This is a genomic window from Vibrio ruber DSM 16370 (assembly GCF_900163965.1).
Taxonomy (GTDB): domain Bacteria; phylum Pseudomonadota; class Gammaproteobacteria; order Enterobacterales; family Vibrionaceae; genus Vibrio; species Vibrio ruber.
The window spans coordinates 60917-83518 of the sequence record NZ_FULE01000024.1 but is presented as its reverse complement, the minus strand read 5'-3'; the positions used below and the strand labels follow the sequence as shown (position 1 = coordinate 83518).

Annotated in this window: 23 protein-coding genes; 6 read left to right on the top strand and 17 right to left on the bottom strand. The window is 46.5% G+C overall.

Annotated features, from left to right (window positions below):
- From VR7878_RS08720 to ftsY, 5 genes are all read right to left on the bottom strand, one after another.
- The coding region (locus tag VR7878_RS08720; protein ID WP_175561600.1) for a transposase at positions 1–88 on the bottom strand (88 nt) is incomplete at its 3' end.
- A 206-nt stretch (positions 89–294) separates the two neighbouring features.
- Positions 295–1149 (bottom strand): RNA polymerase sigma factor RpoH, encoded by an 855-nt coding sequence (gene rpoH, locus VR7878_RS08715; RefSeq protein WP_077335301.1) that lies wholly within the window; start codon positions 1147–1149, stop codon positions 295–297.
- 175 nt (positions 1150–1324) lie between these two features.
- Positions 1325–2308 (bottom strand): permease-like cell division protein FtsX, encoded by a 984-nt coding sequence (gene ftsX / locus VR7878_RS08710; protein ID WP_077335299.1) that lies wholly within the window; start codon positions 2306–2308, stop codon positions 1325–1327.
- The gene (gene ftsE, locus VR7878_RS08705; protein ID WP_077335297.1) at positions 2298–2972 is read right to left on the bottom strand and encodes a cell division ATP-binding protein FtsE; all 675 of its coding nucleotides are present in this window, start codon (positions 2970–2972) and stop codon (positions 2298–2300) included. Before ftsE ends, ftsX begins: the two co-directional genes overlap by 11 nt.
- A 172-nt stretch (positions 2973–3144) precedes the next feature.
- Complete coding sequence (ftsY, locus tag VR7878_RS08700) at positions 3145–4371, bottom strand: signal recognition particle-docking protein FtsY (RefSeq protein WP_077335295.1); 1227 nt, start codon at positions 4369–4371, stop codon at positions 3145–3147.
- Between the two features lie 243 nt (positions 4372–4614).
- Between ftsY and rsmD the strand changes: the two genes are divergently transcribed.
- Positions 4615–5217 carry a 16S rRNA (guanine(966)-N(2))-methyltransferase RsmD gene (rsmD, locus tag VR7878_RS08695; RefSeq protein WP_077335293.1) on the top strand — a complete coding sequence of 201 codons (603 nt, stop codon included), beginning with the start codon at positions 4615–4617 and terminating at the stop codon, positions 5215–5217.
- A gap of 30 nt (positions 5218–5247) precedes the next feature.
- Here rsmD and VR7878_RS08690 read toward each other — a convergent pair whose 3' ends face one another.
- The 4 genes from VR7878_RS08690 to VR7878_RS08675 form a co-directional block, all read right to left on the bottom strand.
- Positions 5248–5835: a YhgN family NAAT transporter gene (locus VR7878_RS08690; protein WP_077335291.1), complete on the bottom strand. Its 588-nt coding sequence runs from the start codon at positions 5833–5835 to the stop codon at positions 5248–5250.
- Positions 5836–5968: 133 nt separating this feature from the next.
- A complete protein-coding gene (locus tag VR7878_RS08685) occupies positions 5969–6562 on the bottom strand; it encodes a lysoplasmalogenase family protein (RefSeq protein WP_077335289.1) in 594 nt (197 codons plus the stop codon).
- Between the two features lie 857 nt (positions 6563–7419).
- Entirely contained in the window at positions 7420–7791 is a 372-nt protein-coding gene (locus VR7878_RS08680) for a DUF4145 domain-containing protein (protein WP_077335287.1), read from the bottom strand.
- Positions 7792–7840: 49 nt separating this feature from the next.
- Positions 7841–8845 carry an acyltransferase gene (locus VR7878_RS08675; protein ID WP_077335285.1) on the bottom strand — a complete coding sequence of 335 codons (1005 nt, stop codon included), beginning with the start codon at positions 8843–8845 and terminating at the stop codon, positions 7841–7843.
- A 213-nt stretch (positions 8846–9058) separates the two neighbouring features.
- On the opposite strand from VR7878_RS08675, the gene VR7878_RS08670 reads away from it, so the two are divergent.
- Positions 9059–9529 carry a Dps family protein gene (locus tag VR7878_RS08670; RefSeq protein WP_077335283.1) on the top strand — a complete coding sequence of 157 codons (471 nt, stop codon included), beginning with the start codon at positions 9059–9061 and terminating at the stop codon, positions 9527–9529.
- Positions 9530–9604: 75 nt separating this feature from the next.
- Here VR7878_RS08670 and VR7878_RS08665 read toward each other — a convergent pair whose 3' ends face one another.
- Entirely contained in the window at positions 9605–10834 is a 1230-nt protein-coding gene (locus VR7878_RS08665; RefSeq protein ID WP_077335281.1) for an EAL and HDOD domain-containing protein, read from the bottom strand.
- A gap of 9 nt (positions 10835–10843) precedes the next feature.
- Positions 10844–11461 (bottom strand): homoserine/homoserine lactone efflux protein, encoded by a 618-nt coding sequence (gene rhtB / locus VR7878_RS08660; protein ID WP_077335279.1) that lies wholly within the window; start codon positions 11459–11461, stop codon positions 10844–10846.
- A 71-nt stretch (positions 11462–11532) separates the two neighbouring features.
- Between rhtB and VR7878_RS08655 the strand changes: the two genes are divergently transcribed.
- Both VR7878_RS08655 and VR7878_RS08650 read left to right on the top strand, forming a co-directional pair.
- Positions 11533–12531: an alpha/beta fold hydrolase gene (locus tag VR7878_RS08655; protein ID WP_077335277.1), complete on the top strand. Its 999-nt coding sequence runs from the start codon at positions 11533–11535 to the stop codon at positions 12529–12531.
- Between the two features lie 153 nt (positions 12532–12684).
- The gene (locus VR7878_RS08650) at positions 12685–13506 is read left to right on the top strand and encodes a Cof-type HAD-IIB family hydrolase (RefSeq protein WP_077335275.1); all 822 of its coding nucleotides are present in this window, start codon (positions 12685–12687) and stop codon (positions 13504–13506) included.
- 115 nt (positions 13507–13621) lie between these two features.
- Here the strand turns inward: VR7878_RS08650 and VR7878_RS08645 are convergent, their stop codons facing one another.
- The 4 genes from VR7878_RS08645 to VR7878_RS08630 all read right to left on the bottom strand — a co-directional run bounded on the left by VR7878_RS08645 (position 13622) and on the right by VR7878_RS08630 (position 19169).
- Positions 13622–17119: a non-ribosomal peptide synthetase gene (locus tag VR7878_RS08645; RefSeq protein ID WP_159440444.1), complete on the bottom strand. Its 3498-nt coding sequence runs from the start codon at positions 17117–17119 to the stop codon at positions 13622–13624.
- Between the two features lie 14 nt (positions 17120–17133).
- Positions 17134–17346: an MbtH family protein gene (locus tag VR7878_RS08640; RefSeq protein ID WP_077335271.1), complete on the bottom strand. Its 213-nt coding sequence runs from the start codon at positions 17344–17346 to the stop codon at positions 17134–17136.
- A 50-nt stretch (positions 17347–17396) separates the two neighbouring features.
- Positions 17397–18086, bottom strand: a complete 690-nt coding sequence (locus tag VR7878_RS08635; RefSeq protein ID WP_077335269.1) for a 4'-phosphopantetheinyl transferase family protein — start codon at positions 18084–18086, stop codon at positions 17397–17399.
- 630 nt (positions 18087–18716) lie between these two features.
- Positions 18717–19169: an EVE domain-containing protein gene (locus tag VR7878_RS08630; protein ID WP_077335267.1), complete on the bottom strand. Its 453-nt coding sequence runs from the start codon at positions 19167–19169 to the stop codon at positions 18717–18719.
- A 61-nt stretch (positions 19170–19230) separates the two neighbouring features.
- Between VR7878_RS08630 and VR7878_RS08625 the strand changes: the two genes are divergently transcribed.
- Positions 19231–20244 (top strand): COG3650 family protein, encoded by a 1014-nt coding sequence (locus tag VR7878_RS08625; protein ID WP_077335265.1) that lies wholly within the window; start codon positions 19231–19233, stop codon positions 20242–20244.
- Positions 20241–20891: a tRNA-uridine aminocarboxypropyltransferase gene (locus tag VR7878_RS08620; protein WP_077335264.1), complete on the top strand. Its 651-nt coding sequence runs from the start codon at positions 20241–20243 to the stop codon at positions 20889–20891. Before VR7878_RS08625 ends, VR7878_RS08620 begins: the two co-directional genes overlap by 4 nt.
- Before the next feature lie 33 nt (positions 20892–20924).
- On the opposite strand, the gene yigB is transcribed toward VR7878_RS08620, so the two are convergent.
- The gene (gene yigB, locus VR7878_RS08615) at positions 20925–21641 is read right to left on the bottom strand and encodes a 5-amino-6-(5-phospho-D-ribitylamino)uracil phosphatase YigB (protein ID WP_077335262.1); all 717 of its coding nucleotides are present in this window, start codon (positions 21639–21641) and stop codon (positions 20925–20927) included.
- 3 nt (positions 21642–21644) lie between these two features.
- The gene (xerC, locus tag VR7878_RS08610) at positions 21645–22574 is read right to left on the bottom strand and encodes a tyrosine recombinase XerC (RefSeq protein ID WP_077335260.1); all 930 of its coding nucleotides are present in this window, start codon (positions 22572–22574) and stop codon (positions 21645–21647) included.
- Positions 22575–22602: the final 28 nt, after the last annotated feature.

The window sequence follows — 22602 nt, the reverse complement described above, 5'->3', positions numbered from 1 at the left end:
AGAACACTTGCCTTCTATATTTCGGTGCAAAGACTATGTGGTATTTACAGTTCCAGCGCGTGTGCGCTAAGCTCTTTTCGTCCCCCATTGGGACCCCCTTTCAATTCTTAATTAACTCTTGTAGTTGCCAGACCACAAGACGTTTTTATCAAATTGAAAGGGGTTATATAACTGACTTATAGCTGTAAGCTTTACGGAACCCCCAGCCTAGCTGGGGGTTTTCTCTATACAAAATAAAAACCGGGATCACTGGGATCCCGGTTTCTCAATTTGGTTTCACTGACGAAAATGTATCTACATTTCTCCGACAGCTTCCTTCAGTTTCTTCATGGCATTTTTTTCCAGCTGGCGAATACGCTCAGCGGAGACACCATAATTATCGGCTAAATCCTGTAGTGTTGCTTTAGGCTCATCTAACCAACGAGAGCGCACAATATGCTGGCTACGCTCATCCAGACTCGATATCGCTAAAGACAAGCGATGGTTGGTATGCTGTTCCCAGTTCGTGCTTTCAAGATTTTCAGCCACATCAGAATTTTTATCTTCAAGATAAAGTACCGGTGCTGAAGCTGCATGACCTTCGTCGTCATCAACGGTCATATCAAAGGTTGCATCCTGAGCCGCCAAACGAGATTCCATCTCCCGGACTTCTGACGGTTCAACCCCCAGCTCTTTCGCCACAGTTTCAACTTCACTATGGTTAAACCAACCCAGACGCTTTTTCGACTTTCTTAAATTAAAGAACAGCTTGCGTTGCGCTTTCGTCGTTGCGATTTTGACGATGCGCCAGTTACGCAGAACATATTCATGGATTTCAGCCTTAATCCAGTGCACGGCAAAAGAGACCAGACGAACACCGACTTCAGGATTGAAACGCTTGACCGCTTTCATCAAGCCGATATTGCCTTCCTGAACCAGATCTGCCATCGGCAATCCATAACCGGAATAACCACGAGCAATATGAACGACGAAACGAAGATGCGACAGAATCAAACCTTTCGCGGCTTCAATTTCACCTTTGTAATGTAGTCGTTCCGCAAGCTCATGTTCTTCTTCTGCACTCAGCATCGGATAACTATTCACAGAACGGATATAGCTGTCCAGGCTATCTTGTGTCACAACTGCCATTGGATACGTATGGTTTGTCATTCAATTCCTCATCAATTTCTGATTAAGAGTGTACTCAACCTATTCTTTATTACGGGACTCTATCATCTTGTTGCTTACGAGTTAAGCCCAACAGATACAGATAAACAATTTTCTATTGGAAGTCAAGATCCCACATTGACTCGCTGCGAACCCCAGAAGATAAGACACGTCTTTGCTACACAGGTTCAATTTCTTTTAAATGACGCTGTGCAGATAGCTTGGCCGCAATGCAACTGAGTAATGTCCCGACCATCAGAAGTAGTAAGGATTCGTCCCAACCTAACCCTAACAGACGGAACTGACTATCGTAGAGTGTTGCCAGCTGACTCACTGCACCATTGAACAATATAGTCAGAAAAGCCGTAAATAACCACGCACTGACAGAGCCGAGAAAACCAAACCACATGCCGGAGTACAAATAAGGGCGCAGAATAAATACATCCGTCGCACCAATAAGTTTCATGGTTTGGATTTCCTCTTTATTCGCTAACACATTAAACCGTAACGTGTTGCCGACAATCAGGAACACAGCAGCGAACATGAGTAATGACAAGCTCACCACAACCATTGTCGCCAGATGTTCAATCGCATCCAAACGTGTCAGCCAGTCTTCGTCAAGACGTACGTCAGTCACATTCTGCTCATGTTGCAGACTCTCGGCTAATTGCTTCACTTCGGATTGATTGCTCACTGCCGGTGTAATCACGATCACCCCGGGTAATGCATAATCATCCAGCAGACTGATCGCCTGTTCAAATCCCGCGTGTTGACTCATCTCGGCCAGTCCTTGCTGGGGAGAAATGTATTCCACTTTCTGCACCGACGGGCGGACTTCTATTTCATCTTTCAGTACCATGACCCGGGCTTCGGGTGTGCCTTCCTCAAGATAAACGCTGATTTGTGAAGGGGTGGCAACATGGCTGGCAACCGAAGCAACGTTTTTACTCAGCAAATACAGGCAGGCAGGCATCGTTAAAGCCATTGATATCACCGCCAGCGTCAGTAAATTCCCCATAGGGCGTTGCTGCCAGAGCGCGAGAAAAGACGCTTTTGCCTGTTTGAAATGGATGGCCAGAAAGTGATCACGAGGCGGACGCTTTTGCTGTTCTCGTTTTTTCTTGCTATTGGAGGTACGTTTGTTTTTCGGCTTAGTGGCCATAATCTTCAACCTCGCTTAAGAAACCCTGATTCAACTCGAGATGACGATACATCGGGCGGGAATTAACCAGATTAATATCATGCGTGGCAAGAAGTATCGTCACACCTGCACGGTTAAATTCCTCAAACAAGCGAAGAATCCGGTTGGATAAATCAGGATCAAGATTACCGGTAGGTTCATCAGCCAGCAGTAACGTCGGCCGGTTCACGACGGCCCGGGCAATGCCGACACGCTGTTGTTCCCCGCCGGAAAGCTGGCTTGGCAGACAACGCATTTTGTCCAGTAACCCGGTTTTGTCCAAAGCCGCAGAGACACGCCTTTTAATCTCATTTTCAGAGATAGATTCAATCCGCATTGGCAGCGCCACATTATCGAACACGCTGCGATCCATCAACAGCCGGTGTTCTTGAAATACGATGCCGATGTTACGACGTAAAAACGGGATATCGGGATTCGGAATACGGGTGATATCGTGTCCGTTAAAATGAATCCGTCCGTCAGTGGGCCGTTCGATAGCACAAATCAATTTCAGTAATGTGCTTTTTCCAGCACCTGAATGCCCGCCGACAAATGCCATTTCCCCACGACGGAGATGGAAGTCGACTTTCTGTAAGGCTTGTCGTCCTCCCCGGTAGGCTTTACTCACTTGCTGAAATCTGATCACTCGCTATCCCCTTCCTCAAGCATAATCCATGCGCGTTACCCGTCTATATACTTTCTTTATTACGATCAGCTTTATTACGATCGGCTTTGTCACGATCAGCTTTTTCATAACCGGCTTTGCTACAGTCATTTGCGGTTAACGGCTGTCGACTGAGCGATTGACCCCGCTGTCATTATTCATCCCGACTGAACAGCGCTTCAATAAACTCTTCGGTTTGGAAAGGGCGTAAATCATCGATACCTTCTCCGACACCAATAAAACGAATCGGTATCTTAAACTGATCGGCAATCGCAAAAATCACCCCGCCTTTGGCGGTTCCATCCAGTTTTGTCAGGGTGATCCCCGTCACCGGTGCAACCTCACTGAACAGTTTGGCCTGGCTGATCGCATTCTGGCCGGTGCCCGCATCTAAGGTCAGCATGATTTCATGAGGCGCTGTATCATCGAGCTTCTTCATCACGCGTACAATTTTGCGCAGCTCTTCCATCAGGTTGCCTTTGTTTTGTAACCGTCCGGCCGTATCGGCAATTACGACATCCACACCCCGTGCTTTAGCGGCTTCAATGGTATCGTAGATCACCGAGGCACTGTCTGCACCGGTATGCTGAGCGATAACCGGCACTTGGTTGCGCTCGCCCCAGATTTGCAGTTGCTCAACCGCAGCGGCCCGGAAGGTATCACCGGCAGCCAGCATGACTTTTTTACCCTGCATCTGATATTGCTTCGCCAGCTTGCCGATTGTGGTGGTTTTGCCCACGCCATTCACACCGACCATCAAAATCACGTAAGGTGTTTTCTGCTCATCGATGACTAAAGGCTGCTCGACATGAGAGAGAATGTCGCCCATTTCTTCTTTCAGCAAGCCGTATAATGCTTCACCGTCTTTTAACTGCTGTCGGTTGGCTTTTTCCGTCAGATTTTTAATAATCTTGAGCGTGGTATCCATGCCGACATCGGCAACGAGCAGCTGCTCTTCAAGTTCTTCGAAAAGCTCTTCATCGATCTTTTTCCCCTTGAACAAACCAAAAAATCCGGCGCCGATGTTTGCTTTGGTTCGGCTCAGGCTTCTTTTTAACCGTGCAAAAAAGCCTTCCGTCGGTTTTTCCTGCTCAGTGACTCTCACCGGCTGAGGCTCTTCCGCGACAGGGGTTGCAGGGCTTGATTCACTCGATTGAGTGAGATGCTCATCCTCAACCTCGTTCTCAGCAAGCTCAACGGCTTGATTTTCAGCGCTGGCTTCTGTTGGCGCAGTTTCTGCCACAGATTTGTCCGCTTCAGGGGTATCCTCACCCACATCGGTTTCGGTCGATGTTTCAGTCAGTTTATGTTGTTCATTGGCAGTCTCATCATCACCAAAACCAAGCCATGACAGCAGGCCACGCTTCTTTTTTTCTGTCATCTGGAAATATCCTAGATTTATTCATTGGTTCAAAACGTTATAATACCAGTTCTACTGATGACGTCATTGGTATCATGCTTTTCTCAGAATATTTATCTGCTCAGGAAAAGAAAAAATACCAAAGCCGTGAAAAATCTAAACTCAGGCTGTTAAACTTCATCATGCTTCAATTCGTCCTTCACCCGTCTGCAACAAAAACAGGCCGGACGGCTATATTAACACTTTATTTTCGGTCAAAAAATCATGGGAAAACATCGTCAGCCAAACCAGTCACAAAAAAGAGACAAATCAGGCTTCATTCGGATTATTAGTGGATTGTGGAAAGGCCGAAAACTGCCGGTTCATGATGCTGAAGGTCTCAGACCGACCACAGACAGAGTCAAAGAAACACTGTTTAACTGGTTAGCAACCGATATTCCTCAAGCCCGCTGCCTTGACCTGTTTGCCGGCTCAGGAAGTCTGGGCTTCGAGGCAGCATCGCGTCAGGCTGAACAGGTCACGATGATCGAGAAAAACCCGGCCGCATTTCAGCAACTCAAAAAAAATCAGGATTCTCTGTCAGCAGCGCAACTCAAAATCATTCAGAGCGATGCGCTGGTTTACCTCGCCCAAACACCATCAGAAAAGCCCTATGATATTGTGTTTATCGATCCACCATTCCGACAAGGGCTGTTAGAGGAAACACTCCGGTTACTGGAGCACAATCAATGGTTACACGAACAAGCCATGATTTATATTGAGAGCGAAAAAGAATGGCCGGTCACAGCCATTCCTGCTTCATGGCAACTCTACCGGGAAAAAGTTGCCGGACAAGTTTGCTATCGCTTATATCAGAAAGCCCCGTAAACGGGGGCTTCAATGGCGGTTTAAACAGACTTAACCCGCCACATAACTTTTAATGCCATCCAAAAACATCTGTGTTGATACCATCACCAAGAGTAACCCCATCAAACGTTCGGCAGCCTTTAAACCCCTTTCCCCTAAAATCCGGTGGAAAAAGTCATAAAACATCAAAATAACGGATGTACCGGACCATGCCAGAAAAACAGCCAAGGCCAGTTCCGGTAAGTCGTTTGGCGATTGTGAAGAAAACACCAGTAACGATGCGATCAAAGACGGCCCGGCAATCATCGGAACCGCCATCGGTACGATAAAGGGCTCTTCACCGGCAGCGAGCCCGGTAATGGAACCGGCACTGGGAAATATCATCTTAATTGCAATAATAAACAGAATCACACCGCCGGATATGCTTAAAGTCTCGGGCGCTACTTTCAGGAAACCGAGAATGTTTTTGCCGGCAAACAGGAAAATCATCAAAATGAGCAGCGCAAAACACAATTCCCGGATTAGTACGATACGTCGTCGTTTCGGATCGAGGTGTTTTAATATCGCCAGCACGATAGGGAGGTTACCAAGCGGATCCATAATCAAAAACATCATGGTCGCGACGGAAAAAATTTCCATATTTACATCTCAGACGGTCCAGTAAAAAACGAAGTATAACAACCTGCAAGCAAGATTTCGACGTCCGAATCAGCTCGTCGGAGTGCTTTGTATTCAGGCACTTCTATTCATCAGAACCAGCGGAAAGCTCATCTCAGGCGTGGTATGGCAACACAGACACGACAAGCAGACAAAGAGCCACTAAAAACCCACCAACCGTGGCTAAAGAGAGTTCATTAAACTTTCTTTGACCGGGATAAACCATGACCCGAAAGAAAACGATAAACCATAACGCAGCACCGACAGCGGCTTCCAGTGCACTCCAACTACGAGCCTGAAGCCACCACCCGGTGGCAGACCAAATCAACCCGAGTAATCCAATGCCTAACACGGCAACAACGGTCATTCGTTTATCGATATAAGGCAGGAAAAGCAGATAAAGAACAATACCAAGCGCAATCAGGGTGATCGGTAACCACCACTGGATCGGATATAAAATATGCTGCCAAAAGGCCAGACTGAAAGCGATACAACTCAACAAGAAAGTGGAAAAAGATAAGCGAAATTTGGTTTGCCCTATCAAGGACCAAGTAAAGATCAGGCAGCTACATAGTGCAACTGAACTCCAGACAATTGAAGCACGCCATTCTGACGTCAGACTCCACATCAAAACCAATAATACTGTGGTACAAATAAGTCCCAAATAAACAGAGACTCTGTTTGGGTGACCGACATGGCTTTCCTGCATACAAGCTACCTTCGTGTTGAACAGGTGCTAGTTTATAGTCGTTTCATGAGAAATCCACCGATGGCTTCAAAAACTTGGATCTGAGTAAAGAACTAAACCTGCCGAGTATAAAAACGCCACAAATCCACTAAAAAACCCCGAAATAAACCATCAATCAATGAAACTGCTTTTTTAGCAAAAAAATTAAATATAAATGAGCATATGATTCGCTTCAAACATCATAAACATAGTTAATATATTTAATTAAAATAATTAATAAACAATAGCTTAAAACAAATCACCACATGAATTTAAAAATCAAATCCAACTCAGGCATAACAATCAAAAACACACATCAGACCACTGAAAAATGATTCTAGAGATGCCTCAATTGATAACTATTGTCAAAATCATCGATATAACAGCCTAGTTTTTGCTTAAAAAGCCCAATAAAAACCGATGAAACACCTAAACCGTCAAAAGCAATAAGGCTAGATAAACACCACTCTTAAAAATAAAAATTTTCATTTAAAATCAATCAATTAAACAACAAAAAACATCCATAAATCAGTATAGAACAAATAGCAACCAACCAAAAACACTATAAAAAACCAGCCATACACCACCTAAAAAGCCTCATAAAGATAGTTTTTCAAAGATTTTACAAAATGAATTTGATCAATCATGAAAAAATGATATTCTGTATAAATATTAACAAACAAATTGTAGGAGCAGTGTATTATGATCACGCCATCACAAAAGCAGGGACTTGTCATGATTGCAGTTATTCTCGGCCTTATGACACTGCCTCTGTTCTATTGATACCTTGATAAACAAAAAGGGACGCTAGAAGCGTCCCTTTTTGTTTATCAATTTATTCATTCAAATAACTTCGCTGATACAAATTCCCAATGGATGTAATAAACACCAAGCGCGATCATCGTTATGATCATCATCACAGAGATTGCCGCTCGCCAGACGAAACGACTGCTCCTCGGCATCAGCTCTTTCATACATTCATCATAAGCATCCAAAAATGCTTCACAATCATCTAATTGATAATCGGTTTCATGCAGTAGCTTATTACGCACCGTCGCAATATATCTCAGCTTTTTAATCACATTATGCGGCAATCGGTTTTCACAGCTCGAGATCAACTGATGCAATCCTCGTCCTTCTGCATGATATTGAACACGAAGGAGATGCTCCAGCTTTCGTGTTCTGAGCACAACTTTTTCAATCTCTGACATGGTTATCCCCCGATTTCTCCTGATGCCCAGATAACCTATGATGCTGCCATTACGGCAGCAACCAGCGAGTCAACCGGAAACGAGCACATATCCAACTCATCACTAAAGCACCGATATAGCTTATTATAATCCATAATGGAATCACCCAAAGTGGATGCCCTGATAAATTTAACACAAAATGATGCATCGGCCATAAAACCAGCGGATGAAGGATGTATATCCCCAAACTATAGCGGCTGGTAAACCGTATCACTTGTTGCCATAGCGGGGATAAACTCGCTGCCCAGCGCCGACACATGACAAAAACCATCCCGGCGATCACCACAGTATTTAGCGTTTTATAGGAAAGCCAGCGTTTGACGGTATATTCCCCGGCATCCACACTCAAGTGAATCACCATATAAACCGTCACCACCAGGCCGATACTTCCCAGCAGCCCCCACAGCCAGACATGCATCGCTTCCCGGGACAGGTAATATCCAAGCAGCAGATAACCGGAATAAAGCCACAACGAATAAGACCATAAGCCATGCCAATAGAACAGATACGCCACAGAACTGAATAGCCATAACAACAGATAGCCTTGTGTAAACCATTCATACCGTCTGACCGCCCAATGGAAAATAGGAATTAATGCATATAACGGGATAAAGTAATAGAAGAATCCGAGATGATAATAGGTCGCTTCGTAGGGCATTTCGGAGAGTCGCGTTTTGACATGCTCCCAATCAAACCCGGTTGTATCCCATCCCGATAAATAAGCATAGAAAACCGACCAAATCAGAAACGGAACCACCACTTTCAGGACTCTTCTTTGCATATAGTACCGACCGTCGAAAGGACGTGAATCTCCGACGAGCAACGCACCGGAGACCATAATAAATACAGGGACGGCCCAGCGGCTGATGCCATTTAATCCGGCAGCAACTGCCCAGTGGTCAAAAGGAATCTCACCATATTGATGACGAAATGGCCCCAAAACATGGATACCGACAACAAACAGTGCAGCCAAAGAACGCAGTAAATCGAAATAGAAAACCCGATTGGGACTCATTGTGAATCTCCTCTTATTGTATAGAGGACTCTAGCGAGAGAGCGCTGCCTGATACAACAATCTGTGGTTATCTTTTATTCAAACTTCTGTCAGAAATTCATTTTGATAGGAATAACCAATTGATAAAATAAACTTAACCAAATTTATTTCATAGTTCGGTCAACGTATGATGAACGGGAATTGAACAGAATTCAGAAATAGATGGAGTGTCTTATGAAAACGAATGTCATCGGCTTAGACAATACAACGAGCCAAAAACTAGCAACATCTTTAAACCAACTCCTCGCCAACTATCAGGTGTTTTACATGAATGTCAGGGGTTACCACTGGAATATTAAAGGACCAGAATTTTTTGAACTTCATACCAAGTTTGAAGAGATCTATACCGATCTGTTGACTAAAATCGATGAAGTCGCTGAACGAATCCTGACATTGGGAAGCACACCGCTGCATACCTTCAGTGATTATGTAACACGCTCAGAGATTCAAGAACATAAGCAAGCTTCACAGGCTAAAACAACGGTTGAAGGGTTAGTTCAGGGCTTCGGTACACTGGTCAAACAGCAACGGGAAATTTTGGGAATCGCCGGTGATGCAGGTGATGAAGGAACCGCAGCATTGATGAGTGATTACATCAGAGAACAAGAAAAACAGATCTGGATGTTCAACGCTTGGCTGCAATAAATTGATTGGTTTTCTAAACGCGCATCATACCCAGACTAAATTCTGAGAACGTTCTACGGCTATCGGTCTGAGGGGTCACACAACATATTGAGCCTTGTTACTCCAACACAATGCTTCATGAAGTGATTGACTGACTTCCTCAACCGATAGACCGATTTTCGCGCTCTCAGTTTCAATCCCCTGCCAGTTACCGCGCTCAAAATGTTCCTGAATGGTCAGCAAATCACCAAAAACACCTTTCCGTTTCGCCAACGCATCTTTCGCGACTTCAGGTAACGGTAATTGATCCATTAAATCATCAATAGAGATATCCAAAATGGCATCGAGCACCGAAAAAAGACCAATCATAAACGCCTGTCCTTTCAACTCCTGAAAAGCATCATGATGATTTGACATCAACTGACAAAAATGAGCGCGCTGAAGTGATAACCGGTACAGTTCTTTCGGCTTGTCCACCGCAATATAAGAGGCAACCGTCAAAGAGACGAAAGATTTGAGTCTGTCTTGACCTAAATAGATGAGCGCTTGGCGGAAAGACGAGATACTGACGCAAATGCGATCGGAAAGTGCATTCACAAAACGCAGTAGTTTATAAGACAAAGTCACATCTTGTGAGAGGATCTCTTCAACTCGTTCAAAGTTCACCTCCGGCCGACAGACTTCAATAAATAAATTCATTGCTGTCAGGTATTCAGGAACCACATAGCGCTTTTTCGTCACCTGTGGTTTTCTAAAATAATAACCTTGAAAGAAGGAGAAGCCTGCGGCTTTCGTCTGCAAAAACTCTTCTTCTGTTTCTACCCGCTCGGCGAGAAACCGACACTGACATTGATCGGCAATTTTTTCCCGGACAAACTGACAGGCCTCATCTACCCCCAATGCCATAACATCTAATTTGACGATATGAACATAAGGGAGAAAGCGTTCCCAATCCGGAGAATAAACAAAATCATCCAGCGCCAGTAAATAGCCGTTACGATGCAAATCCCGGATAACATGATATAGCGCATCGGTCGGTTCACAGGTTTCCAGCACTTCAACGACAATGCGGTGCTTGGGCAGAGTAAAGGGAAGGCGGCGAATCAGACTTTTATAAGGAAAATTGATAAAACAGCGAGCAGACCGTCGATCAGATGTACTGCCAACCGTCAGAAAGTTTTCGGCAATTAAACGATAGGTTGCCCGCTCTGAACTGATATGAGACGGAAAAGCATTCATTTCTCCGTCCCGGAAAAGTAGCTCGTAGCCTAATGTGACTCCTTTTGCATTCAGGATTGGCTGACGGGCAACATATGTATATCGCATTTTTCGAACCTAGGCTTTTGCCACCGCCAATAAAGCGCCACACCCCAAAAATGCGGATCCAAACACCTTATTCAGACGACGCATGACAAATTCTGAGCGAGTATATCGCCTGAGCTTCGCAGCAAGCGAAGTATATGTCAGCATCACCAGTGTATCGATGACCATGGTCGTTACACCTAAAATAATAAGTTGAAGCATCTGAGGGCCTTCCGGTTGAATAAACTGAGGAAAAAGAGCCACCAGAAATACAATCGATTTCGGATTCGTTAGATTGATCAGCATCGATTTGCGTAGCATAACCCAAGGTTGATGCGAAGTCTGTGATTCAGTCGTAAAAGACGTGCTACTATCACGCCATTTTTGAATTCCCAACCAAACAAGGTAGACCACACCAACCCATTTAATCACACTAAAGGCAAGCACCGACTGAGCGACCAAAGCACCGACACCGACGCCAACCAACAGGATGTGAAAGCATAATCCCAGCTGCAACCCTGCAATTGCAAACAGTGACCTGCGGATACCGTAATTGAGACCATTACTGATAGAATTCACTGTGCCTGAACCGGGAGCCAGACTGAAAATAATTGCCGTGGCTACATAAGCAAGCCAGACGTGTAGTTCCATGGGAATTCCTCTATACTAAGACGCTTAACACAATACCAATATTTCTCATACTATCAGCAATCAGTTGGATTATGAATCAACATAAAATACTGACCTCCCCTTATACGCAAGAGTTTCTCTTTGAGCAAGCCATCAGCAGCGATATTTCAACTTTCTGGCAGGACAGGCAGGAAGGGACACTACGGGCATTTGATAAAAAGCAACTCTACTGGTGCAGCTTCACACACCCCGATCATGACCAAATGATATTGATTGCAAACGGACGGATTGAGTCCACATGGAAATATCAGGAGCTAATCTACGATTTATTCCGCCAAGGATATGATATTTATACGTATGACCATCGAGGACAAGGGTTATCTGAGCGGCTGTGTACCGACCGGCAGATCGGCCATGTCGGTGAGTTTTACGACTACGTTCGTGATATGGAAAGCATCCTTGCCCATACCTTAGCCACGAAAACTTATCGGGCCCGTTTTCTGCTCGCTCATTCGATGGGAGGTGCAGTGGTCACCCGCTATATTCAGACCCATCCGGATCATGAATTTGATGCGATGGCATTAACCGCACCGATGTTCGGGGTACATATCCCCTATTTGCTGCGCCCCATTGCTCTCCCTTTAACTCAAATTTTGTCGGCACTGACATCTGAGCCCAAATATGCGCCGGGTTATCAGGGGTATTTGTCCAAACCGTTTGAAAATAATGTGTTGACCCATAGTGAGACCAGATATCGCTGGTTCAGACAACTGTATGATAGCCATCCGGAATTAAAATTAGGCGGGCCCAGTGCGCAGTGGGTCTGGCAAAGTCTCATGGCGATCAAACAATGCCACCAGCTGACGCGACAAGTTACGCTGCCTACGCTGATCATACAGGCAGGAGAAGAAAGCATCGTCAGTAACCATGCTCAGGATTTATTCTGTCGCAAAACGGCCAAAACCAATCCACACTGCACATGCCTTAAAATCGAAGGCGCAAAACATGAGCTGTTATTTGAAAGTGATCAATACCGCAAGCCGACTCTGGACGCGATTCTCCACCACTTTTCATCTCACCGCTCAGCCTGAGCCATACCAACAGCTCGATAAACGGTTTATAACCGGACAGCAGGAAAAGAGGAAAAATGATATGATGGATTTTACCCTCTTTTTCCTCTTTATCTTTTCGTAAAATAGTCAATAACGCAGTGCTGCATTTCATATCAATCAAATGAGGATTTTATGACACTGAACAGCAAAGATATTCGCATTGTTGCTTCTGATCTTGATGGAACATTACTCGCTCCGGACCATAAACTGAGTCCGTTTACCAAAAGCACACTAAAGGCGCTCCATCAGAAAGGGTATACTTTTATCTTTGCTACCGGACGCCACCATGTGGATGTAGACGGCATTCGTGAAATCGCAGGGATTCCCGCATTTATGATTACCTCAAATGGTGCCCGGATCCACAGTCCGGATAATCAATTGATGTTCAGTCGTAATGTTCCGAAAGAACTGGTGCAAAGCTTGATTGATATCTGTAAAGGTGATCCGGATATTTTCATCCATATATATCATGATGACCAATGGCGAATCAGCCATGTCGATGAAGTGACTCAGCAGTATCATAATGAATCCAAGTTCACGTTTCAGATGTTTGAACCGGAAAATCCACCATTGGATAATGTGGCTAAAATATTCTTCACTCATAAGCAATCCAGCCACGATGCGCTGGTGCACTATGAGGAAATTCTCAATCAACGCTTCGCCGGGAAAGTAACGATCGCATTCTCCAGCCCGTGGTGCCTTGAAGTGATGGGGCCGGAGATCTCAAAAGGCCATGCATTGCAGGTTGTCGCCAAGTCACTGAATCATACCTTAGATCACTGTATCGCATTCGGTGACGGGATGAATGATATTGAAATGCTGTCAATGGCTGGCCGTGGCCTCGTGATGAAAACGGCACATGAAAAAGTGCTGACAGCCCTACCGAGGATTGAACGTATCGGTAGCCATGCCGATGATGCTGTCGCCCACTATCTGCATCAACACTTGTTGTAATTCAAGCGCAGGGATTTCCCCTCTATCATTGCTCTTATCCACCGGCAAGCGAAACTGCCGGTGGAGAGATTAGATGACTCGGCGGAGCACTCCGACAGTCACTGTTGGCTCCACATCATGAGTTTACTGATATCGGTATATCCATCGGAATAAGACAACTTGCATCTGCCGATGTTGCCCGGTTTTCGATAGCAGTACTCCCCGACGTCATTGGCACCGCCAAATCAGGATTCAAAGTATAATGTTGCAGCGCCATCATCGGCTGCTCAATAATCTGTTTCAGTAGCCCTTCAAACTGCCTTGCCAGACGCTGAGGTGAATAACGGGTTGAACGGTACGCAATCAGCACCTCCAAAGACTCGCCGGGCGTCACAAAAACGGTCAGCGGCAAATGGGTATAACCCCGGTTTTCCATCGCGGTCAGTTTCATTCCGTGGTAGTCGATGCTAAACCAATGCTCATAATTCGGATAATTATCAACCGATAACATGGTATCAAACCAATACGCCTCTCCCGTCAGTTGTTCAATGTCATCCAGGCCCAGCATATCGTGTTCACACAGACGAATCTGTTCTGACTGAACCGCTTTCAGCTGTTCAATCAATGAGCGATTGGGTTGGAGCCGAATCCGGACAGGAATGGTATTGGTAAACAGGCCGACGTAAGATTCTATCCCTTCGATGTCACAGAAACGTCCTGAAACCGGAGAACCAAAAATGACATCTTCATCTCCGGTAATATCCCGCAAGATCATCCCCCATATTCCTTGCATCAATGAATTGACAGTTAAACCATTCTGCTGACAAAGCGTCGTTAGTTTTTGTGTCATCAAGGGCGACAATCGAAAAGACGTATCACTGACCTGATCTGACGGGGGTTCACCTTGATAGATCAGCGTCGGCTGCGCATCTGCCAATGCCTGAGACCAGACTCGCCTCGCGACAGCTTTATCTCGTGAAGCTAATTGTCTAATCACGCAGGCGTAGCGGTCAGGCGTCTGCGGGGTCTCCAGCCCCGTTGCCTCAACATAAGCCTGAAGCAAATCCCGGAGCAAAATCGGCATTGACCACCCATCAATGACCAAATGGTGTTCAGACAAAAACAGCGTATGTTGATTGTCATGATGATGCACCAATACGGCATAAAGTAATGGCTGACGGGTGTCCTGCATATCAAACGGGCGTAAGATTTCCCGGGACTCAATGGCGGCCAGTGCGTCATCTTGCTCCTCATCAGACAATGTATTCAGAGAGCAGATTTCCAGTGGCCATAAGCCTTGGCCCTGCCCTGCCTGCGCCACTGTAATTTGGGGCAGCACCTGAACCGCTTGCTCTAAAATATGAACATCAAAACGAGCCAGTAACTGTGGATGGCGCAATACAACATTATCCAGCGCTTGCTGTAGGCGCTGCACATCCATGTCACCGACAAACTGCATTTTTGTTAGTGCGTTATAGTTGCTCTGTTGACCACTGGCACGCACATGAGACAACAGCCCGTTCTGAACCGGCAGCGTCGGAATAATGTCACGAATCGCACCATACTCAGCAATAAATTGCGCCCGGACATCATCACTCATTGGGATATGTCCGGCAGAAGGATCGCGAGACACAACTCGGGTATGCTGATGGTGGCCGATTTTTAAGGCTATTTTTTCCATTGTTTTCTCAACAAAGATATCTTTCACCTTCAGAAGGTACCCTTGCTGACGAATCCGATTCACCAAAGCCATCGCAGAAATGCTATCGCCACCGAGTGAGAAAAAGTCATCTTCCGCGGAGATCGCTGAGAGCCCGAACAGTGGCTGAGCTTCCTGACACAACAGTCGTTCAATATCAGTCTGCGGAGCCCTGCCGACACACCGACTCACCGACAGGGGCGTCGCAGCCAGCGCTTTGCGATCAATTTTACCGCTCGCATTAACCGGCATCTCATCAATAATCTCAATCACAGAAGGAACCATATAATCGGGCAAAACTTGTGCAAGCGCTGCTGACAAATATTCACTATTCAGTTGTCCGGTATGCTCCGGTGTCAGCACACAAAACCCGATCAAGCGGTGCGTACCGGCAAAAGGCTGTGCCACCACAACGGCCTGAGCCACCCCGTATTGCAATGACAATGCGTTTTCAACCTCCCCCAGTTCAATACGATAACCACGGATTTTAACCTGATCATCACAGCGTCCGATGAAAGCAAGTTGCCCCTTCTCCGACCAACGGACTAAATCTCCGGTACGGTACATCACGTCACCGGCAACAAATGGATCCGCAACGAAACGTTCTGCGGTCATCCCGGGTTGATTCAAATATCCCTGCGCCATCCCTGCCCCCGCCAGATAAAGCTCTCCGACACAGCCCGTCGGTACCGGGGTCAGGGTTTCGTCTAATACATAGGTGCGCGTGTTAGCGATAGGACGGCCGATCACCGGCGTCTCATCCGCTTTAAAACTGGCACTCACGGCATCAACCGTATATTCAGTTGGCCCATAGAAGTTTTCAACAATCAGTGCAGGATACTCATTCACCTTCTGCCACAACTTATGTGGTATGGCTTCACTTCCGACCAAAACGAGCGTCGGTACATGAGGCATAGCCATCAGTCCGGCTTCCAGCATCTGATAAAACAACGAAGGAGACAGATCTAAAGCATCAATTTGATGTTGTGCGACCAACCGGGTCAGTTCAAAAGCATCCCGCCGCTGTTCATTCGAATAGAGATACAATGTATGCCCGTGAATCAGCCATAAAATTTGTTCCCAAGATGCATCGAAAGAGAAAGAGGTGGTATGGGCAGCCCGGATAACGCTGCGATCACACACTTGCTTCAGCTGCGACAGCGCCCGTTCAAAAATGGTCTGTCGATGAGACAGGGCAAGATTCAACAACGCCCCATGATGATTCAAAACACCTTTCGGCTTGCCGGTCGAACCGGATGTGAAAATAATATAAGCCGTATCTTCTCTTTGCGGTGAGGGGTAATCAGCAGGAAACTCTCCCCCTGCGCACAATAATGTTTCAAGTCGCCATTGCGATACGGAGAATGAAGATGCGGTGATATGTTGCAGCGCTTGTTGCAAACCAAACGATGGCGTTGCATCGCTCAGGACACCACGGGGACGAGCCTGTTCCAGAATCGCCTCAATTCGTTCCTGAGGGTAGTCCGGATCAATAGGAAGATAAACTGCACCACATTTCATCACAGCCAGAAGCGCAATTATCGCAGCACCGGTTCTCGGTAATGCAACCCCGATAATATCGCCACGTTGTACACCGGCTTGCAGAAAATTCGCAGCAAGCGAATTGATCTGTTCATTCAGTTGCGCGAATGTCCATGATGTCTGTCCGTCGTATAAAGCCAGCCGTGCCGGACATGATTCAATGTGCTGTTCTAGCAGATCAAGAATGGTTTGGAATTCAGCGGGAAGCGGTAATGCGGCACCGGCAGACCATGTCTGAAGGGGATGTTTTGGCGAAGTGCGAGATGAGAATTCATCAATCAGATCCATGGCGGATGTGACCGGATCCAAATCTGTTACAAAACCCACGTTTTCAGATGATGTGACGACCTGTGGCCATAACGGTATCGATTCATCAATATTGTGCATAGACATAGCGATTGAGTCCTTCATGAATTAAGTCCTGAGAGATGAACATGCTGCCAGTTCTGTTCGACATAACTGAGACAGGCAGATTTATCATCCGGACCGAAAATCGCTTGCCAACCTTGAGGGACAAGACTAAATTCAGGCCACAAACTATACTGACCGCGGTCATTAGTCAGTACGAGAAACCGATGATTCACATCGTCAAACGGATTGGTATATTTTTTATCATTCATTATTTTTAAGCCACCCTGCCAACTAAGGGATAATTCATACTTTGTTTACATCAGGCATCCCGTTCAATTTGTATTAATGTCACGAGTGCGTCTTCCAGAAACAGATAATGTCCATGACAAAACTGTATGCCGGTCTGTTGCTGAAGTATCGGGGAAAGTTCAAACGTGAAATGTGAATGCTGCGGCTCGAGGGAGATTAATTGCGCATCATGAAAATCAAGATACCGTTTCACTAAAGGATAGAGCGCCTTAAACAAGCTCTCTTTGGCAGAAAACATCAGAGACAGAAACTGTGCTTTACGCCAGTCAGTCACAGCTTGGAGCTTGATTTCCTCAGGCGTAACAATCATTTTTCCGATCGACTCACTGAGGGTTTCATCCATGATGTTTTCAATATCAACCCCGAGTGATAACCGTTCTGCTTTGGTAGTCACTGTACAAATAGCCGTATCATCCGTATGTGAGATGGAGCCGATAAACCCCTCGGGCCACACCGGAGAACGATGCTCTCCAATCCCGACCCAAGGTTCAGATGCGCCCCGGTGCAGTAAGGCATACTTTGCGGCAATTCTGCCGGCAACAAATTCTGCTTTTCTTTTACTGACAGCCCCGAGCAGGGATTCAGGTAAGGTGATACCTTCTTGCGCAGCACCGGTTGTATAATCGTCACGCGCATAACGATTCATAAAAATAGTCTGTCCACCCAAGCAGAGTTGCTTTTGCCAGATCAGAAATGCCATCACCCATCGTCCCTAAACTCGTTCATCATATGCGCAAATCAGTTGAAAGCAGGCTTCAGGTCATGGAGTAAGCCGTCCCCATCTAAGCCATCCGCCTTGTATGCCGAAACAAACATTCATGATTATTTTTCTGAATTTCTCGCTAATACTTGTTTCACCGTTGCACTGCAACAGCAGCTATTAGCATACAACCAATATACGTATAAACTCCAATAAAAATCCTCTGAACTCGTAGCTAAGATCGCATTATTTCCTATATTTCTGACTGATATAGTGTTAATTCTCATGATAACAGACCAAACCTTCACTCATCGGTTCCTCAATCTCATTCACCAATCACCAGTGTCACAATAAATTCACGGACTCTGGTGATGAATCGTTGGATATTCAGGTTCAAAACATACCAATAATTGGATAATGATTCCTATTTACAAAAACTTGCTCAGTCGAATACGCACAACATCACAAGGGAATCACGCAGTACACCCTGTCATTGAACGACCCTAATCAGGTCGTCAATAATCAGGCTGTCAATAATCAGAAAAGTAACGAGTCGGAAACGGGGATAGGATAGATAGAGGCTCGGATCCACGACCAGACAGGCGGATTCCTCCCTGTCGTGGTCCAAGTTCAGCACTGAGAAAGGATTGCCTGCCACTCCGCTTCTGTCACCGGCATAATTGACAGTCGGTTACCGCGTTGAACCAGAGGCATTTGCGCCAGTTCGGGCATTGCTTTCATGACAGAGAGAGGAATGATCCGCTTCATTTTGCTGACAAAAGCGACATCGACCATCACCCAACGCGGATTTTCCGGGGTCGATTTGGGATCATAAACATCACTGGCGGGGTCAAATGCAAAATGATCCGGATAAGCTTCACGAACCACCTCGGCAATGCCTGCCACCCCAACCTGTTTACAGGACGAATGGTAGATCAAAACCAGATCTCCGCAACGGACTTGGTCACGCATCATATTGCGCGCTTGATAATTTCTGACGCCTTCCCAACAAGCTCGCTGCTGCTCGCGTAAAGTATCGATTGAAAAGGTATCAGGCTCTGTTTTAAATAACCAATATGCCATAATGTTATGCTGTTGCTATCAGAAACGATGTCTCGTTCGGTTAAGGTAAGGAAGATATACCATGAAGCCCTTGAAAATTCTAATATTCAGCTTATCGATGTTACTCTTGCAAGCCTGTTCATCGTCAATGAACTCCTCTCCTGACGGGCATGTTGCGTTGGGGCAATCAGCTCAGGTTGAGATTCCGCGCATCCTGTTTCGCGGCCAGATCGTGATTGGCCCGCAGACCAGCTCATTTACCCCCTGCAACAGCAATCAACAATTTTTACTGACGCTATCGGCACAACAGTATCAGACACTCAGTCAACAGGTCGCCTCTCCTTATCAATCGATCTATGGCGAAGTCATCGGCGTCCTCACAGCGCCAAGTCAGACTGGTTACAATGCTGATTTCCGGGCACGACTGATTGCAAAGCAGATTAACTATATCTCACAGGATGCCGTCAAAGGCTGTAGTCAACCACTACAAAACACCGCAGCTCAGGGGGAAAATCCACACTGGCGTGTTCACATGGCGTCACCGGATACCTTGGACGTAACGTTTGGCAAATCAGCACCTCAGCAGTGGCCCGTTAAGCTCGTAAACCACACGGAAGAACAGCGGGTGTACACTGCGCCACAGGGAACACTGAAACTCTCACCATCACTCTGTCAAGTGAATCACCAAGCCTTATACGGGTGGATGGCAACATTCAACACTCAGAAAGGCCGGTATCGTGGTTGTGCCCGGCTCGGTAATCAGGATCCGTCTACATCATGGGTTGCAACCTATCATGCGACTTCAACCCGGCAAGACAACTTTTCGGTAACATTAAGGCTAAAAGCTGATCATACCGCTGAGACACTTTATCGTTATCAGAATGATCCGGTCCCGATTGTGGAAACCGGCTTTTGGCAGGTACTCAATGCTGATCAGATTCAGGTGGTCATGACTCAACATCAACAGCAATATCTGCTCTCCCAGCGGATTTTTACCCGTCAGGGTAATCGGCTTCACGCCCCCAAAGAGCAAGTCGGTCAACAGATCTACGATATCAGCGAAGGAGGTTTAACGCTGTTCTGGAGTCAACCATGAATGGCAGTCAACCATCCCCGCAGCCATGTCCCGGCTGTGGTTTGGTATATCAGTGTATTTGTCAGTCAATTCCCCGTTGTACAAGCACTATCAAACTATCTTTGCTGGTTCATGAGCGGGAACAGGAGCGGGCAACCAATACCGGACGCTGGCTTGTTCGCGCACTGCCACAGTGTCAGTCATACCTGTGGCAGCGCAAACAACCCGATGCACAATTTCAGCAGCAATTAGACGATTCCCGGTTTTTTCCGGTTCTGCTTTTCCCCGGCCCGCACGCCCTGACAATAGATGAGATTGACACTCAGGCACACCTAAATGAATCCGACGATCAACATCCAATATACGAGTCACCGTCCCGGAATCATCTGCGCATCCCTCATTTCATTCTACTCGACGGGACTTGGCAGGAGGCGCGGAAAATGGCAAGAAAGAGTGACTGGCTGGCAGCCCTGCCACGCGTACAAATTACACCGGATACAACCTCATCTTATCGCCTGAGGCGCAACCAGCAGCCGGACTCACTCTGTACGTTAGAAGTCGTTGCCACTTTGCTCGCTCAACGAGGCGAGACGCAAGATGCTCAGGCATTAAAAGATTTTCTGCATCGGTTTATGGATGCCTTGCAAGCGGATAAAGCAACGCGTTGAATTAATCCAACAGCAGACCCTTTGGGCAATCCGTTACACGAAATCTAACAAGCTTGGTAACTGCTCAATCTCGACATCCGGCAGTAAGATTGCCGCGGGTTCGATACGGATATTTCGGTGGAGGTTATTGAACCAGCAGGCCGCGAATCCATTCATTTTTGCGCCATAAACATCCGTCTTCAGATGATCACCGACATGCAGAATATGACCAGCAGGCAGATCGAGGGCGGATTGCGCTTTGATAAACAGATCGGGATAAGGCTTAGAGAAGCCGTCCGGCCCGGCTTGCAAGGTTTGCTGAAAATAGTTTCCCAGACCAATTTTGTTCGGATCGATATTACCGTTGGTCACCGCGATGAGCGGTATTTTTTGGCTCAACTGTGTTAAAACACGATGGGTTTCTTCCGGCACCTCCACTTGGTGACGCCAGTAGAACATTTCATTGATTGCATCTTCAGCCGCTTTGCGAGCCTCATCGGCAGCGTACCCCAACTGTATCAATCCCTGTTTAACGTGCTCATAGCGCCATTGCGTCACATCATGGACCAACACCGGTGTTTGCTGAGCAACATTCACTTTCAACTGCTTCCACCATTCCGCCGGACGCAGCGCACTGACCGGATGATTTAAATGCATCCAATCCAACATCTTACGTTCGAGCTGCCGGATCACCGGCACGTTATCGTAGAGCGTATCGTCCAAATCAAAGGTCATTGCCTGAATCGAGGGGAGAGAGCGGTAATAAAACATGCACTATGATTTCCGTTTTTTCTTGGCGCGTGGGTGCGCCTGATCGTAAGCCTGCGCTAAATGTTGAAAATCGAGATGGGTATATATCTGAGTGGTTGAGATATTTTCATGCCCCAATAATTCCTGCACCGCGCGCAGATTATGACTTGATTCAAGAATATGCGTGGCAAAAGAGTGACGTAATTTATGAGGACTGATATGACTGGCGACGGACTGCTTCATCCCCCACTCTGACATCCGCTTCTGGACATTACGATGCGAGATTCTCCCGCCACGACTGGAAACAAACAGCGCCGGTTCGTCCTGATGAGCAAGCTGCCCGCGAACCGCCATCCATTTTTTCACCCAAATCACCGCCTGACCGCTAAACGGGACTTTGCGTTCTTTGTTCCCTTTCCCGATCACGCGGATTTCTCCCAGACCAAGGTGAATATCTCTCACATTCACGCTGACCATTTCCGCCAAGCGCAGACCGGCTCCGTACATCAGTTCCATCATCGCCCGATCACGAATCGCTAACGGATCATCTTCATTCACCTCAAGGAGCTGTGCGACTTCATCGACATCTAAGTTTTTCGGTAATGGTCGTTTCTTTTTCGGTGCAGAAACCCCTTTGGCCGGATTCGCGGTTAAGTCACCTCTTAACACCAGAAAATCCAGAAAGCTGCGTAATGCAGACAAACGCGTTGCCAGACTACTGGCTTTGATACCGTCACGCATCCCTTTGGCTGCCAACTGTCTGACCCAGGCCGAATCTAACTGTTGCCAGCACATCACACCATTGTCAGCCAGATAAGCCGCCATGTGCATCAGTTGTTGCTGATAATTCTGCCGCGTATATAGACTCAACCCCTTCTCACTTCTCAAATATTCATAGAAGCGTTGAAGGGGTTGCTGTAATTCATCCGGTAATCTCAGACTTTCACCATTCATATGACGAACTTATTCATCTCTGTGACTG